9 protein-coding genes and 1 pseudogene are annotated in these 16361 nt (G+C 37.5%); 7 read left to right on the forward strand and 3 right to left on the reverse strand.

Going from position 1 to position 16361, the window contains the following annotated elements; genetic code table 11:
• Both GQO80_RS08450 and GQO80_RS08455 read right to left on the reverse strand, forming a co-directional pair.
• Positions 1 to 281: pseudogene (locus GQO80_RS08450) on the reverse strand (ISAon1 family transposase); the annotation flags it as partial.
• Complete coding sequence (locus tag GQO80_RS08455) at positions 268 to 621, reverse strand: ISAon1 family transposase N-terminal region protein (protein WP_157207919.1); 354 nt, start codon at positions 619 to 621, stop codon at positions 268 to 270. The pseudogene GQO80_RS08450 and the gene GQO80_RS08455, both read right to left, overlap by 14 nt.
• A 310-nt stretch (positions 622 to 931) precedes the next feature.
• On the opposite strand from GQO80_RS08455, the gene GQO80_RS08460 reads away from it, so the two are divergent.
• From GQO80_RS08460 to GQO80_RS08475, 4 genes are all read left to right on the forward strand, one after another.
• Complete coding sequence (locus tag GQO80_RS08460; RefSeq protein ID WP_157207920.1) at positions 932 to 2020, forward strand: sensor histidine kinase; 1089 nt, start codon at positions 932 to 934, stop codon at positions 2018 to 2020.
• A 5-nt stretch (positions 2021 to 2025) separates the two neighbouring features.
• Complete coding sequence (locus GQO80_RS08465) at positions 2026 to 3348, forward strand: sigma-54-dependent transcriptional regulator (protein WP_157208104.1); 1323 nt, start codon at positions 2026 to 2028, stop codon at positions 3346 to 3348.
• A gap of 502 nt (positions 3349 to 3850) precedes the next feature.
• Positions 3851 to 5155: a Glu/Leu/Phe/Val family dehydrogenase gene (locus GQO80_RS08470; RefSeq protein WP_157207921.1), complete on the forward strand. Its 1305-nt coding sequence runs from the start codon at positions 3851 to 3853 to the stop codon at positions 5153 to 5155.
• Between the two features lie 13 nt (positions 5156 to 5168).
• Positions 5169 to 5588, forward strand: coding sequence for a GreA/GreB family elongation factor (locus GQO80_RS08475; protein WP_157207922.1), 420 nt, complete (start codon positions 5169 to 5171; stop codon positions 5586 to 5588).
• 132 nt (positions 5589 to 5720) lie between these two features.
• Here GQO80_RS08475 and GQO80_RS08480 read toward each other — a convergent pair whose 3' ends face one another.
• The gene (locus GQO80_RS08480; protein ID WP_157207923.1) at positions 5721 to 6512 is read right to left on the reverse strand and encodes a gluconate 5-dehydrogenase; all 792 of its coding nucleotides are present in this window, start codon (positions 6510 to 6512) and stop codon (positions 5721 to 5723) included.
• 550 nt (positions 6513 to 7062) lie between these two features.
• Here GQO80_RS08480 and GQO80_RS08485 point away from each other — a divergent pair.
• The 3 genes from GQO80_RS08485 to GQO80_RS08495 all read left to right on the forward strand — a co-directional run bounded on the left by GQO80_RS08485 (position 7063) and on the right by GQO80_RS08495 (position 16295).
• Positions 7063 to 11217, forward strand: coding sequence for a hybrid sensor histidine kinase/response regulator transcription factor (locus GQO80_RS08485; RefSeq protein ID WP_198037741.1), 4155 nt, complete (start codon positions 7063 to 7065; stop codon positions 11215 to 11217).
• 213 nt (positions 11218 to 11430) lie between these two features.
• Positions 11431 to 14598, forward strand: coding sequence for a SusC/RagA family TonB-linked outer membrane protein (locus GQO80_RS08490; RefSeq protein WP_157207925.1), 3168 nt, complete (start codon positions 11431 to 11433; stop codon positions 14596 to 14598).
• 107 nt (positions 14599 to 14705) lie between these two features.
• On the forward strand, positions 14706 to 16295 hold the full coding sequence (locus GQO80_RS08495; protein WP_157207926.1) for a RagB/SusD family nutrient uptake outer membrane protein: 1590 nt from the start codon (positions 14706 to 14708) through the stop codon (positions 16293 to 16295).
• Positions 16296 to 16361 lie beyond the last annotated feature (66 nt).

The following is a 16361-nucleotide window of genomic DNA, read 5'->3' on the forward strand; positions in this document are numbered from 1 at the left end:
GCTCTGGTGCCCGAGAATATGGCCACTATAGAGCCCTTCTTGCCCTTTGCTTGTTTGTTGGTGATTATGGTATAAAGCTCTCCTTTGGAGAGTGCTGTTTCATCAATAGATAAATATGGGCCTGTATTTTCAGGAAAGACAAGCCATTGTTTAGCATGCTTGTTTTGTTCCCAATTTTTAAAATCACTTAGATAATCTCTGTACTGCCGCCGTAGGTTCTTGCCATTAACGCCATAGAATTGGCCTATGGTATGGCAATCAGTAGCTTTAGCATCGACCAATCTCTTTTAAAAAAGCAGCGAACTCGGTGGTCATCCGTGTTCCCTGTGCTACCAAACTCCAGTCCCTCTGAACGATTTCCTTAGTTGCTTTATCCAGCCATCTACGCCGTTTTACATGTAAATACACCGTGTTCCCGCGCAAAGGAAAGTCCTGAATGGTTACTTCTTTATGAAAACCATGGGCTATCAGTATCCTAGGGGTTTGCTCTTTTGGAGGTGTGTTTTGCTCTTCGAAATACAGGTGCATTACTTCACCGTTTTTGGTGCTCTTTATAAGGTCGAAGTGGTTAATTAAAAATTCTGGCAGAATGAGTTTTAGTAGGTCTAGATAATGGTCCAAGATTATATTTTTTTTACAAAAATCGTAATCTTATTTTAATTCACACACAACTTTTGAGATTGATCCGTCTTTTCTATTAACATCAAATTTATGGATGTGTATTTGTACACTAAATCCGAACTACTTCTTTATTGATTTAAGTTTAGTTTCCCAAGAGAATTATAATCTTAAATAAATAAGGGGTTTTAAGTTTTTAAGAATGTAAAGCTGTTATAAAACTTAAAAAGGTAACACGACTGTGGAATATTACTTTAATTGTTATATATTTATTTCATAAAAAAGCTGTAATATGGCTATGCGATGAAAATAAATGAACTCTACTGAACTTGCATTAAATGAACGAATTAAGGAATTAACCTGTCTTTATGATATTTCAACGATTATCGTAAATTCGGATGTTGAGACGCTTGAGGATACCATAAAGGCCATTGCTTTCAGTTTAAAAAAAGCATTTCGTTTTCCAATAGATACCCATATTGTTATTGCCACAAGCACCATTAAAGTAGAAACTTTCAATACAAAAGAATCGCCCATAAAACTGGTTGAAAACATTGTTGTTTTTAATAAGTTTGAAGGATCTATTGCGGCCTATTTGGATGCTTCAAAATTTGATATGGACCATTTTTTGAAAGAAGAACGGCGTCTCCTTAATAACGTAGCGCTAAAACTGGGCTCGTTATTGGAACGTGTGGAAATACAAAAAGGGGAAACATCCTTAAAACGCCAGATGGAACGTGCCGATCGTCTTAATATTTTAGGTGAACTTACCGCAGGAATAGCCCACGAACTCAACACGCCCTTGGCCAATATTTTAGGATTTGCAGAATTGCTCAAGGACAGCCTAAAGCATGATAAAGTAAATTTGGCCGATTTAGATAAAATCATACAAAATGCTATTTTTTCAAGAGAGGTTGTAAAAAAATTGATGTTTTTTGCCTGCGAAATGCCCCAGGAAATGACAAAAGTAAATATTGTTCCTAGCATTAAAGACGCGATTAATTTGCTGGATGCCACTTTTAGAAAACAGGAAGTAAAGTATGTTGTTAAAATAGAGGAAGAAGAACTATGGCTTCGTGCCGATACCGTTCAACTCACGCAAATTATTTTTAACCTTATTATGAATGCCATTTATTTTTCGCCCAAAAACGGCTTGGTCGTTATCAGTGCCTTTCAAACGGATAAGGATATTGTACTTAAAATTTCCGATGAGGGCCCGGGTCTTTCCGAACAGGCACACGAAAAAATTTTTCAGCCATTTTTCACTACAAAACCAGCAGGCGAAGGCTCTGGTTTAGGCTTAAGTGTTGTTCAAGGTATTGTTTCAAGCCATAAAGGCAGTATTTTGGCAACCAATAATTCACCCAAAGGTACTACCTTTACGGTATCCTTGCCAAAATAGTTATGATGCAGTTGCGTAAAGAGAACATATTGATTGTTGATGATGATGTTAACATTCTTGAACTGTTACAGCGCCATTTACAATCGTGGAACTATCATGTTTTTAAAGCCATTTCTGTAAAGGAAGCAGTATCCATTTTAAGGGATGCTTCAATAGATTTGTTGATTACCGACCTCAAAATGCCTGAAATTGATGGTTTTGAACTCATAAAGTTCGTATCCGAACATTATCCCAAACTTCCAAAACTTGTAGTTACAGGGTATCCATCCGTTCAAGACTCATTGGCAGCCATCAAATCGGGCGTGGTTGCCTATCTAACAAAACCCTTCACAAAGGATGAATTGAATACGGCCATCCAAAACGCATTAACGAAATCGGGTTCTGGAGAACCAACTGAAACACAAGGTCGTACAAAAGGTTCCTATGCTGAAATTATTGGCACTTCGGAAAATATAGACAAGGTTATCCAAATTATTGAACGCGTTAAAAACAATAAGGCCACCATTTTTATTAAAGGTGAAAGTGGAACAGGCAAGGAACTGGTTGCGCGTGCCATCCATTATCAAGGAAAATTTTCGAGGGCCCCATTTATTGCCGTAAATTGTGGTGGCATACCCGAGAACCTTTTGGAAGCAGAACTTTTTGGGTATGTGAAAGGTGCCTTTACGGGTGCAGATTCCAATAGGGATGGTTATTTTTTGGCAGCCAATGGTGGTACTATTTTTTTAGACGAAATTGGCAACGCCCCACTCGCGGTACAATCGCGTTTACTGCGTGTGCTTCAAGAGAAAGAAGTTGTTAAGGTTGGTGCCCAAAAAGCCGAAAAAGTAGATGTACGCATTATTGCCGCAACAAACAGCGATTTAAAGGATTTGATTGCAAAACAACATTTCAGGGAAGATTTATATTACAGGCTTACCGTTGTTGAAATTAACATGCCACCATTGCGCGAACGTAAGGAAGATATTCCGTTGTTGGTGGATAAATTTCTTTTTAAATACGGTGTGGAGTATAAAGACCGATTTATTGAAATTACACCCGAAGTTCGAGCAGTGCTGCAACGCTACGATTGGCCCGGTAATATTAGGGAGCTAGAAAATGTTGTTCAACGTGCCGTTATCATGAGCGATAAGATTGTTGACATGGAGCATTTGCCCAATGGGATCAAGTTTAATATCGATTTTCCAGATGAAGAACTGGTGCCATTAAAGGAAATGGAAAAAAAATATATCCAAAAAGTTTTAAACGTTACCAACAACAACAAATCAAAAGCAGCTGAAATTCTTGGAATAGACCGTAAAACCATCCGCGAAAAACTTTCAGAATAAGTCTATAATTTTTGGTACTTTTTATCCCAGATGGGTAAATTTGTACCACTTTCTTTGTGTTGTTTTATTTTATTTTAAATACAACACATTGTTTTATAGTGTTTTATGTATTTGTTGCTCTTTTTGGTATGATATGGCACAGCAATTGCCTTTAAGGTAGCAAAGCATAGTGCATGAAACCCAATCCGTTTAATATTTGCCCAACGTGTAAACACAGGTTAACCTGTGTTTTAACCAATCAGAAGAGTCAGGTTTGGTCGTGCAGTGAATATGAAGCAGTACATACGAAATCGACAGTTTTTCCGTCCATGAAAATTCGTTCGCCTAAGAAAACTAAATTTCTTATTTCAAAAATTTAACAACTAAAATTAAAAATCTTATTGTCAATTATTTAAAATCTATTCGTTATATAAATAACACGGAAGTATCAAAAACACACACAAATACACTTAAATGAATTACTAAAAAAATAATTAAAAGCCATTCTAAACAAATAAACCAAATGACAACAATAACAAAAGTAATGAATAACAAAACAGCCATTGTACCCGTAAGAGGTATGATGGAGAATGTAATGGAGCAATTCAATAAAGCTTCCAATCAAATAAATTTGAACCCAGACATCCGCAAAATATTAAGTATTACCAATAATGAGATAATCATCCATTTTCCGGTAAAAATGGATGATGGCTCCATTGAGGTTTTCACGGGGTATCGGGTACAGCATAACAATGCGCTTGGGCCATATAAAGGCGGTTTGCGCTACCATCCAACGGTTGACATAGATGCCGCAAGAGCTTTAGCCATGTGGATGACCTGGAAAACTTCGCTTGCGGGCTTACCTTATGGTGGTGGCAAAGGAGGTATTCAAATAGACCCTACAAAATATTCAAAAGGCGAACTGGAGCGTATTACCCGAAGGTTTACGTTTGCTTTAGCCGATAATATTGGGCCAGAACACGATATTCCTGCGCCCGATGTTAACACAAACAGTCAAACCATGGCGTGGATAGCCGATACCTATATGAGTACAAGGCCACCCGCAGAACGTTCAGCAAATCAGCATATCGTTACCGGTAAACCAGCGGGAAGTGGCGGTTTGGAAGGACGCGACAGGGCAACAGGTTATGGCGTGTATTTGACCATAAAATATTGGTCAACTAACAACAACCAGATTCTTAAAGGAAAACGTTTTATTGTGCAAGGCTTTGGTAATGTTGGCTATTGGGCCGCCCATTTTTTAGAAAAAGAAGGTGCCAAATTAGTGGCAGTACAAGATGCTTTTGGTTCTTTACAAAACCCCAAAGGTATTGATGTAGAAGCCCTTTTTAATTACGCCAATAACAACAAGGGCAGTATTGTCGATTTTCCAGAAGCTGCTGTACTAGACAAAAACGATTTTTTTGCAGTTGATTGTGATATCTGCATCCCAGCAGCCTTGGGCAACCAAATAACCAAGGAAACCGCACCCAAAATCAAGGCAAAACTAGTTGCTGAAGGTGCCAACGGGCCCACCAATGTAGAGGGTGAACAGGTGCTTTTGCAAAGAGGCGTAACCATTATTCCCGATATTCTATGTAATTCGGGAGGTGTTATTGCCAGCTATTTTGAGTGGCTTCAAAATAGAAATGGCGAATTATGGCACATGGAAGAAGTTATCGATAAATTAGAAAGAAAATTAAAAAACTCTTTTGATAGGGTTTCAGAATACGCCCAAAAAGAAGGTGTCGATATGCGAACAGCGGCCTATTGTTTGGCCATTGAAAGAATTGAACAAGCTTATGTACAACGAGGGATTTTCCCATAAATGATTTAATAAAATGAAATACGGAAGTTTAATATTGGAAAAAAAGGAATATGTGTACATCAAGCGGATTCTTAACATCTCAGGTTATGTTGGCGATCATGAAATTCAGAAGTCATTATCAAAATTCACTGAAGAACTCAAAACAGCCCACATTCTTGATGAGGAAGAAATGCCTAATGATGTAGTACGTTTGAATACCATTGTTACCGTTACATCGGATAATGATTGGGAAAAAACACTCCAAATCGTGCAACCCTCAGAAAAGGACATTAAGAGTAATAGAATTTCCATTCTTACGCCCATGGGAGCGGCGCTTTTTGGTTACTCGGTAAATGATGTTGTGCGATGGGATTTCCCTACGGGGGCTAAAGAACTTAAAATTATAGAGGTAACACAACAGCCCCAAAATAAAACTTTCGACGTGCTTATATAGTTGCTTCAACAATTGAAAACCACTGTATAGGTAACTATTCATCAAAAATAAAAAGGCAAGTAGCGCATAATACTATGGGTTACTTGCCTTTTTTATATTAAAACCGTAAGAAAAATTTAATCTATAAAGTAGTTAATTTTCATTTGAAGGCTTGCCTATGGTTGCTAAAATGCCCCCATCGACATACAAAATATGACCATTAACAAAATCACTGGCTTTTGAGGCCAAAAATATGGTGGCACCTTGTAAATCGTTTGGATCTCCCCAACGTCCTGCCGGGGTTCTACTTATAATAAATTCGTTAAATGGATGTCCATCTACGCGAATGGGCGCTGTTTGGCTCGTTGCAAAATAACCAGGTCCAATACCGTTTGTTTGAATGTTGAATTTTGCCCATTCGGTTGCCATACTGCGGGTTAACATTTTTAATCCGCCTTTTGCTGCGGCATAGGCACTAACCGAATCTCTGCCCAATTCGCTCATCATGGAGCAAATGTTTATAATTTTTCCGCCCCCACGTTTTATCATGTTTTTTGCAACATATTTTGATACAATGAAAGGCCCAACGAGGTCAACCTTTATTACCAATTCAAAATCGGGTATTTCCATGTCAACAATAGGTGTTCTTTTAATAATACCGGCGTTGTTTACCAAAATATCAATGGGCCCTACTTCAGTTTCAATTTTTGCAATGGCTTGCTCAACGGCTTTATCATTGGTAACATCAAATACATAGCCAAAAGCCTTCAATCCACAAGCTTTGTATTCTGCTATGGCTTCCTCTAAAGCTTCACTTGAATTGTTATTTACAACAATGGTTGCGCCTGCATTGCCCAATCCTTTTGCCATAGACATTCCCAAACCGTGTACGGCACCGGTAACTAAAGCTACTTTTCCTGTTAAATCGAATAAGTTAATTGACATAATTGTTTTTTTAAGGTAGTTTATTTTTAAAATAGTTATGAGATTGCAATTTTAAGCCCTTTAAATAATTGTTTATCAGTATTATAGATGCCTATTTTTAGGGCTATATTTTAGGAACCAAAACCTATTATGCTGCGAAAGTAGCTATTTTTTTGTAAAAAATAGGCAAATTATAAAATAATGTGTTCGAGCACACTATAATTTAATTTAAAAAATTATATTTGTTTACAATAAAAATGGAAATTGAGCCAATCAAATTTTTTAACTTTTCTTGAGTAGTTTCTTTTTTGTTTTTTACTTGTTTAAAAGGTGTTTTATAGCCATCAATGTCAATAATTCTGCTTAAATTTGGGTTAAGTAAACACAAGGTTGGTAACCACTCAAATATGCTGAAAAATGTGTGTTCAAAACTAATTTTTAATAGTTATTTTATTGTTTTCAAACAAAGCATCCAAACCTAAACTAAAACAGTTCTGGCTATTTTTGTTAAAGAAATATCCTTTAAAGACTTACATTATAAGTTATTATGAATTTGATCAGGTTTTTAATTTTGAAATACACGCAATACACGACACTGTTTTTTCTGATGGCGGTTATTACGGTTTCTAATGGGCAAAACGAAGTAAAGGAACATAAGAATTTAAAATTTAAACATTTTTCTTTAACCGAAGGGTTATCGCAAAGTTCGGTATTGTGTATTCTACAAGATAAAAAGGGCTTTTTTTGGTTTGGAACACGGGATGGGTTGAATAAATATGATGGACATACCTTTACAACCTATAGGCATAACTCGCAAGACCCTAGTAGCATAAGCAACAGTTTTATAAAATCTTTATTTGAAGATGAAACTGGCACTTTGTGGGTTGGAACCATGAATGGGTTGAACAAATACCTGCCAGATACCGATGGCTTCGAACGCTTTAAATATGCCAGCGCCAAAACCTATTTTAATAATAAATCGAATAACGAAATTTGGAGCATCGTTTCAAAAGAGAAAGGTTATTTATGGTTGGGCACCAATTACGGTCTGGAAAAATTTAGTATAAAATCAAACGATATTACACGTTTTTTAGTGCAAAATGAAACCACTAATACTGTTTCAAATAACAACATACGTTCCTTATTAATTACAAAAGACAAAAATTTATGGATTTGCAACAGCAAGTCTATCGACGTCTATAACCCAAACACAAAAACGTTTAAACATTACGAATATCCTCAAACAACGCTTAAAGTAATTAATCTCAATTATATTCCGGTGCTTTATCAAGATAAAGATGCTAATTTGTGGCTGGGTTATAAAGACGGACTTATGGTGTTCAACAAAAAAAGCAATGTTTTTCAACCTTATCGTATAAATTCCAACGGAATAAACCAAATTACAGATGAAGTAAGAAGCATTCGTCAAGATTCTTTAGGAAATTTATGGGTTGGAACTTATGAAGGTTTGTATATAATTAATAGCGATAAAAGCAGCATCTCCCATTATGTACATGATGAAAACGAACCAAATAGTTTAAGTCAAAATTCCGTTTATCAAATATTTGAAGACACCAAAGGCGATATTTGGATTGGCACTTACCTAGGAGGCATAAATTATTACGACCGTAGTTTCGATTTATTCAAGCATTTTTCGGCAGGCACCAATAAATCAAAGTTAAGCTATAAAGTTGTAAGTGCCATTATTGAAGACCCCGAGCGCAACTTATGGATTGGTACTGAAGGTGGCGGTATCAATTTTTACGATAGAAAAACGGGCCTTTTTGAATATTACCAACATAACGACAACCCCAATAGCCTGAGCACAAACAATGTGAAATCCATGATACGCACCCGAAGCGGAAATTTCTGGATTGGAACGCACGATGGCGGCCTTAATTTTTTAAACCCTAAAATAAAACCTTTCAAGTTTGAAAAATATAAATATATATTTGGAAACACTAATAGCTTAAGTAATAATCGGGTCATAGCCTTGTATGAAGATTACCAAAATAATATTTGGATAGGAACTTCTGGCGGTGGTTTAAACGTTATGGATGTTTCAACAAAAACCATAATCCGTATTCCCGATCCTTCGAACGCTTTAAGCAATTTGGTGTATAGTATTTCAAAAACCTCAAGCAAGGATACCCTTTTGATAGCTGGAGATAAGGGATTGGCTAAGTTTAATTTAAAGACATATAAATTCGTTCCTTTAGATTATAAAAACAATCAGAGCGTCTATGATTTTAACGCAACACTCTATGCTTACGAAGATCCTTCAAAAAACCTCTGGATCGCCACCGAAGGGGATGGTTTGTACTTTTATAATACCAATTCTAAAAAAAGCATAAAATATGGTATTTCCAATGGGTTGCCAAACGAGGTTATATATGGTATTTTACCTTCCGATAACAATACGCTATGGTTAAGTACCAACCATGGGTTAAGCAGGTTGAACCTAAAAACGCAACAATTTAAAAACTTTGATGTTTCCGACGGACTTATAGGCGATGAATTTAATTTTGGTGCTTTTATAAAATTACGAAATGGTAACCTTATGTTTGGCGGTACCATTGGCATCGATTATTTCAACCCTCAAGATATTATGGAAAATGCCTTTGTGCCACCCGTATCCATAACGTCTATATTAGTAAACAACAAACCGTTTTTGGACAAAAACCATGCTAAAAATGAAATAACGCTTACACACAACCAAAATGTATTCAGCTTTAATTTTGTGGCCTTGAGTTATTCGCAACCCAAAAAAAACCAATATGCCTATAAATTAGAAGGTTTTGATGAAGACTGGAATTATATTGGAAACAAAAAATCGGCTACCTATACAAACCTTGATGCAGGCGAGTACGTTTTCAAGGTCAAAGCGTCCAATAGTGATGGGGTATGGAATGAAACGGGCGCATCTATAAACGTGAACATCCAACCAGCACCCTGGAAAACCTGGTGGGCCTATGTTTTATATGCCATGGCGATATTGGGCGTTCTGTTAATAATTAGAAAGTACAGTCTTATACGAATCCATGAAAAAAACCAACTAAAGCAAGAACGTCTTGAAAAGGAACGTATTGAAGAAATCAACCAAATGAAATTGCGCTTGTTTACCAATATTTCCCATGATTTTAGAACCCCGTTAACTTTAATTATCGGCCCATTGGAGCGCATGTTGAGTCAAAAAATAGGCAATGATTTTATACAAAAACAACATGAAATCATGCACAGAAATGCCAGTGTGCTCTTGCAGCTCATTAATCAGCTATTGGATTTCAGAAAAAGTGAAGCAGGCAAACTTCAGTTAAATGCCTCAAATAGCAACATAGTTCCTTTTATTGAAAACATTAAACTGTCTTTTGAGGAATTGGCAAGGGTACGGCAAATAACTTACACCTTCAATGCGCCAACTGAGCCTATTTTTATGTGGTTCGACAAAATAAACCTTAAAAAGGTAGTGTTCAATTTATTGTCCAATGCCTTCAAATTCACGCCCGATGCTGGTGAAATTTCAATAACATTAAGCACTACAACCAAAAAAATAAAAAAAGGGAAACCTAAAGATTATTTAAAATTGGTAGTAAACGATAGCGGTAGGGGCATTCCAGAAAAAAGTCTAAAAGCGGTATTTGAAAGGTATTACCAAGTTGGGCAGGACGACAATACCCGGTCTGGAACAGGTATCGGTTTGGCGTTAACTAAAAATTTGGTGGCACTACACCATGGCATTATCAAGGCAAAAAGTATTGAGGGCAGTGGCACTACCTTTACGGTACTGTTGCCTTTGGGCGACCAGCATTTAAAGGAAAATGAAAAGATTAGTGAAGGGGCCGAAGCGCAAAACGATACGGCATTTTATTCTGAAACACCCAATTTTTTGGTCAAATCGGTTATTTCAAATGAAGTACAGGAAGAAGCAACAAAAGTTGACACGTCCAAACCTACCCTTTTAGTGGTTGAAGATAATGCCGAGGTACGAACGTTTATAAAGAATATCTTCAGCAACGATAAAAATGTATTAGAGGCTGAAAACGGTGAAATTGCCATAGAAATAGCCAAAAACAACAGCATCGATTTAATTATAAGCGACGTTATGATGCCCATAATGGATGGAATGGAACTATGCGAAACCATAAAATCCAATATACTAACCAGTCATATTCCAGTATTGCTTTTAACTGCCAAAACATCTGAAGAAGCTCAAAAAGAAGGGTTTGCACATGGGGCCGATGCGTACATTACAAAGCCTTTTAATACCGATTTGTTAGTGTTACGGGTTAACAATATATTGCGCTCCAGAAAAAAACTCATTGAAAAATTTAAAAAAGAGCGTATCCTAGAGCCTTCGGAACTCACCGCCACATCAACCGATGAGCTGTTTTTGCAAAAAGCCATCGACCTGATAGAAAAAAACATGTCCAGCGCCGAGTTTTCCATCAACGATTTCATCAAGGAAATGGGCATGAGCCGTTCGGTTTTGTACCGCAAGTTAAAAGCCCTTACCGATCAATCCATCACCGAATTCATTAGAACCATCAAACTTAAAAGGGCCGGACAACTTATTTTGCAATCGCAATTAAGCATTTCTGAAATTGCCTTCGATTTGGGCTTCAACGATTTGAAACATTTCAGGAAATCGTTCCAAAAACTATTCAACGAGCTCCCTTCCGAGTACCGACAAAAGCATACTTCAAAAGAAACGGACAACGGGGCATAAGCCATCATTTCTTAAAGTTTAAAAAAATGACTCTTACAAACAAAAAAATAAGGAATTTGTTTTAATAGGGCTTAACCTTCTGTAAATCAAGCATCATAAAAATAAACTGAACAGATACCCCCAGTTCAAAGAACGTTGCAGCCCCCTAAGATTGTAGTTGATATTTTTAATTTTACATAAAATTTATTACTGTAATCAAACTAAACAACAAAAATGAAAAAACATTTTAAACTATTGTTAACCCAACCAAAAAACAAAAAGCTCATTGTGTTCATGCTTTTGTGTATGGCATTAAGCAGTGTGCGAACTCATGCGCAAGTAAAAACCGTTACAGGCGTTATTACAGATGAAGTAGGGCTTCCATTACCGGGCGCCAACGTGCTTGAAAAAGGTACCCAAAATGGTGCTATAACCGATTTCGATGGTAGATATTCAATAAAAGCGATGCCAAATTCAAAATTGGTCATTAGCTATATCGGGTACAAAACAATTGAAGTAGCTGTGGGCGGTCAAACTACCATAAACGCAAGTTTAGCGCCCGACATGCAACAACTCGATGATGTTGTGGTTGTTGGCTACGGAACTGTGCGCAAAAAAGACTTAACAGGTTCGGTGGCATCGGTAAAAATGGAGAAATTAATTGAGGCTCCCGTAGCGAACTTCGACCAAGCTTTGGCAGGTCGTGTGGCAGGTGTTCAAGTAAATTCTACCAGCGGCGAACCTGGTTCGGGCATGGAAATTACCATACGTGGTGGCAATACCGTAAATGGCGATAATTCACCACTATATGTATTGGACGGATTTATTATTGAAAATTTTAACCCCGGTATTTTAAACCCTTCGGACATTCAAAGCATCGATATATTAAAAGATGCTTCGGCAACGGCCATTTATGGTGCACGCGGTGCCAACGGTGTGGTGCTTATCACAACCAAACAAGCAAAGTCTGGAAAAACAAAAATTTCTTATGAAACCCGCTTGGATGTTAAGAACATTGCTAAAAAACTAGACGTACTTAGTGCATACGAGTTTGTGAAGCTCGCCAACGAAATCAACCCAACAAATACGGTTTCTAAATTTTTTGTAGATGATAACGGTGCTGTTGTAGGCGGTGTTGAAGATTATAGAAATTCGCCATCGGTTAATTGGCAGGACGATGCTTTTAGAGTGGCATTTTCAAAATCACATACCGTTAAAATAGCAAGTGGCAACGATGTAACAAAGTTTGATGCTTCGGTTAACGTGGTCAATGATGAAGGCACCTTACTAAGATCTGATTATAATAAGATTAACGGCAGGTTGAATTTAAGGCACAAAATTAATGATAAATTCGATTTAACACTTGCTACCATATATGCCAATACCGAGCTTAACGGACTTGATACCGAAGGAACCGCAACGTATTCGTTTATGCGCAACGTGATTACTTACACCCCAGTAGTGAATAAATTTAAGGACTATGGCGATGCCAACCCTTTGTATGGAATCAATGTGGCTGAGTTTGACATCAATAATATTTTTAACTGGCATCCCATCGTATCGTTGAACAACGAATATAGAAAAAGGGAAACCAACCAGTTTATATCCAACCTCTCGTTGCGTTATAAAATTTTACCAAGCTTGGTGCTTGAAGTAAAGGGCGCATACAACGGAGATTTTAGGCAAACGGGCATCTTCAACAACAGCAATACCGTTTACGGTCGTTTAATCAATCCTATAAACGGTATTAATGGTACCATGGATCACCAAAATTATAAAACCCTTTCCAATACCAATACCTTAACCTATACCAAAGGGTTTGGTAAACACGATTTAAGTGTTTTGGTAGGAACCTCATTCAATTCCCGAAAAATAACCAGAACCTTTATTAGGTCGATACAGATTCCGCAATATGCTGAAAGCCAAGGCATCAATTCTTTGGATGAAGGCACGCAATCTAGTACAGATGATATAATAGGAAGTGATACTTCCAGAATCCAATCGCTTTTAGGAAGATTGAACTATTCATATAACGATCGCTATTTATTAACAGCCTCGATACGAAGGGATGGATCTTCAAAATTTGGGCCCGGGCATAACATTGGGTATTTCCCTTCTTTAGCGGTTTCATGGAAAGCAGAAGAGGAACAATTTATAAAAAACCTAGACTTTATTTCACAATTGAAATTTAAGGCAGGGTATGGTAAAACAGGAAACGATAGAATTCCCGGAGATGCAAGGTTTGACCTGTTCAATTCAAATTTGGCCTCTTATTTTATAAATGGTATTGAAATATTGGGACAACGCCCATCTTCAAGCGGCGCCAATCCAGAAGTAGAATGGGAAACCACTTCGCAATACAATGCAGGTGTCGATTTGGGGTTGTTTAAAGGCCGCATTTCGTTAGCTGCCGAGGTTTATGAAAAAACAACCAACGATTTGCTTATCAATGCAGATACGCCCCCATCTCTCGGTGTTAGTTCCGTATGGAAAAATAGCGGTTCGGTAAGGAATAGAGGACTGGAATTCTCGTTAAATACCATCAATGTAAATTCAAAAAACTTTAAATGGACCACCGATTTTAATATTTCATTCAACAAAAACGAAATCATGTCGCTTCCAGATGGTAAGCCTATTTATGGCAACCCAAGATATTACCAACGCTATTCTTCCAATCAATTTATTGTTGAAGAGGGCAAACCTTTGGGCAATATGTTCGGGTATGTTTCTGATGGCGTGTATCAACCAGACGATTTTGTTAATTACGATCCAAATTCATCAACTCACACTTTAAAACCGGGACAACCTAGTTATAAATTGGCACACCAACCAGGAGACGAAAAATATAAGGATTTAACAGGTGATGGAAAAATTACGGCTAATGATAAAACCATTATTGGTAACGGGCTCGCTAAACATTTTGGTGGCTTAGGAAACACGTTTTCTTATAAAGGTTTCCAATTAAGCGCCTTTTTTCAATGGTCGTACGGAAACGATATTATGAATGCCAATAGATTGGTTTTTGAAGAATTGGCCTATGAAGGTCAAAACCAATACGCTACTGTAACCAACAGATGGACGCCAGATAACCAAAACACTACCATGTTTAGGGCTAAAGGAAGAGGTTTTGAAGATTTATCATCAAGGGTTATTGAAGATGGTTCTTATATCCGTTTAAAAACCGTAAACCTGTCTTACGATTTTGCAAAGGATGTGGTTAAAAAATTAAATTTAAGCACCTTGTCTTTATACATATCGGCACAAAACTTAATTACTTGGACCAATTACAGTGGTTTCGACCCAGATGTTTCGGTAAATAGTTCGGCAATTATGCCGGGGGTAGATTATTCTTCCTACCCAATCAACAAAACCTTTAGTCTTGGTTTAAACGTATCATTTTAAAAACAAATAACACAGAAACAAGAAACTTCCATAACCAAATTTCAATACTTAAGTAATGATTATGTGGAAGAACCTTGTGAACGTTAAAAAACAAATAATATAAACACATGAAAACGAAATTTTTAATAATAACAATCGTTGGTTTGTTGTTCGTTCAGAGTTGCGACAACAAACTGGACATATTGCCAGAAGACGGTATTGGCTCGTCAACACTATATCAAAATGAAGCAGGTGCACTTGCGGGCCTTATGGGTGTTTACAGTCGCGTGGTGTGGGCTTATCGCGAGTCGGTTATTAATGCCATGTACCCTTCGGCAGCAACCGATGAAGCGTTTGAAAACCGAACAGGTTTAAGGTTTTATGTTGAAAATAATGGCACCAGTAGCAGCCAGGATATTCTAGCTTCGTGGGCCATATTATACGAAGGGGTAAATGCAGCAAACATTATGTTGGTTGAGGTTGCCAATTCTACGGGGCTCACAGAGGCCCAAAAAGTGGCATTTAGTGCAGAAGCTCGTTTTATAAGAGCCTTTCTGTACCTTGATTTACAGAAGAATTTTGGAGGTATTGATGGTATTCCTTTACCCACCGAAGCAACATTAAAGCAATTATTGCCCCGTACCAAAGGCGTGGAAGTATATAACCAAATTTTTGCCGATTTAGAATATGCCGAACAAAATTTAAAAAGCATCCAAGAGGTTACCCCGGGTAGAGCAAGTAAAGAAGCGGCACAAGGGCTATTGGCAAGAGCGTGTTTGTACAGGGCAGGAAAACCATTTACCAACGATGGCGATTACTACACAAAAGCAAGAGATTGGGCTAAAAAAATAACCGATAACCCATATTTTAAATTAAACCCGAGTTATGAAGATGTTTTTAACAAACTCGCAAAAGAACAATACGACACCAAGGAAGTACTCTTTCAAATAGGCTTTTTCTTTGGTAATCAAGACCAAAACCAATCTAGTAAAATTGGTTCTACAATAGGTCTGCGAGTAGATGATGGTTCATGCCATAATAGAGGCTATGGTTTGTTTTCGGCTACCATTACCTTAACTAATGCTTATAGAAGCGACCCAACCGATGAGCGAGGTTTATGGAACGTATCGCCATTTTATATTGCCAATAACAATAACTGCGGCTTTAAAACCGAAGTCAATCAGTTTAAATATCCAGCATCAAAATACCGTCGTTTGTTAGAAAGTGGGGGTACGGGTAGTTACGGCCCACACCATTGGCCCGTGTTGCGTTTTTCAGATGTCTTGTTGATGTATGCTGAAGCTGAAAACCAATTAACCCCCGGGTCGTCCTTGGCATTGGCAGCTGTTAACAAAGTACGCAACCGAGCAAAGGCAACCCCGTTTTTAACCATAAACGAAGCCAAAATTCAAGAAGAAAGACGATTGGAATTGTGTTTTGAAGGATTGCGCCGATACGATTTGGTACGTTGGGGCATCTTCCAGCAAAAAGTAACCGAAACGGTAAACGCAATGCGCGCTGCCGATGGTTCGACAAATACCGATTGGCCACTTTACGGTACAGGATCGCCTGCTACAAGAAAAAACACCTTAACCGGTTTGGATTATTATTTTGAAGGTTACCTAAATTATGATGATAGCAAACACCAATTGCTCCCCATACCAGAGCAAGAAATGGGCGCTAATGATTTGATACAAAACCAAAACCCTAATTGGTAGAATTTTATTGAAAAAAAATAAAATCCCCAAGCCGTTACTGAAAATATGTATTGGTATTGGGGATTT

The sequence above is a fragment of the Mariniflexile maritimum genome, from assembly GCF_009746565.1.
GTDB classification, from domain to species: Bacteria; Bacteroidota; Bacteroidia; order Flavobacteriales; family Flavobacteriaceae; genus Mariniflexile; species Mariniflexile maritimum.

What these genes read in the sequence shown, in the direction of transcription:
- GQO80_RS08460 (WP_157207920.1), top strand. Translation starts at nt 932, where the DNA reads ATGAACTCTACTGAACTTGCATTAAATGAACGAATTAAGGAATTAACC.
- GQO80_RS08465 (WP_157208104.1), top strand. Translation starts at nt 2,026, where the DNA reads ATGCAGTTGCGTAAAGAGAACATATTGATTGTTGATGATGATGTTAAC.
- GQO80_RS08470 (WP_157207921.1), top strand. Translation starts at nt 3,851, where the DNA reads ATGACAACAATAACAAAAGTAATGAATAACAAAACAGCCATTGTACCC.
- GQO80_RS08475 (WP_157207922.1), top strand. Translation starts at nt 5,169, where the DNA reads ATGAAATACGGAAGTTTAATATTGGAAAAAAAGGAATATGTGTACATC.
- GQO80_RS08480 (WP_157207923.1), bottom strand. Translation starts at nt 6,512, where the DNA reads ATGTCAATTAACTTATTCGATTTAACAGGAAAAGTAGCTTTAGTTACC.
- GQO80_RS08490 (WP_157207925.1), top strand. Translation starts at nt 11,431, where the DNA reads ATGAAAAAACATTTTAAACTATTGTTAACCCAACCAAAAAACAAAAAG.
- GQO80_RS08495 (WP_157207926.1), top strand. Translation starts at nt 14,706, where the DNA reads ATGAAAACGAAATTTTTAATAATAACAATCGTTGGTTTGTTGTTCGTT.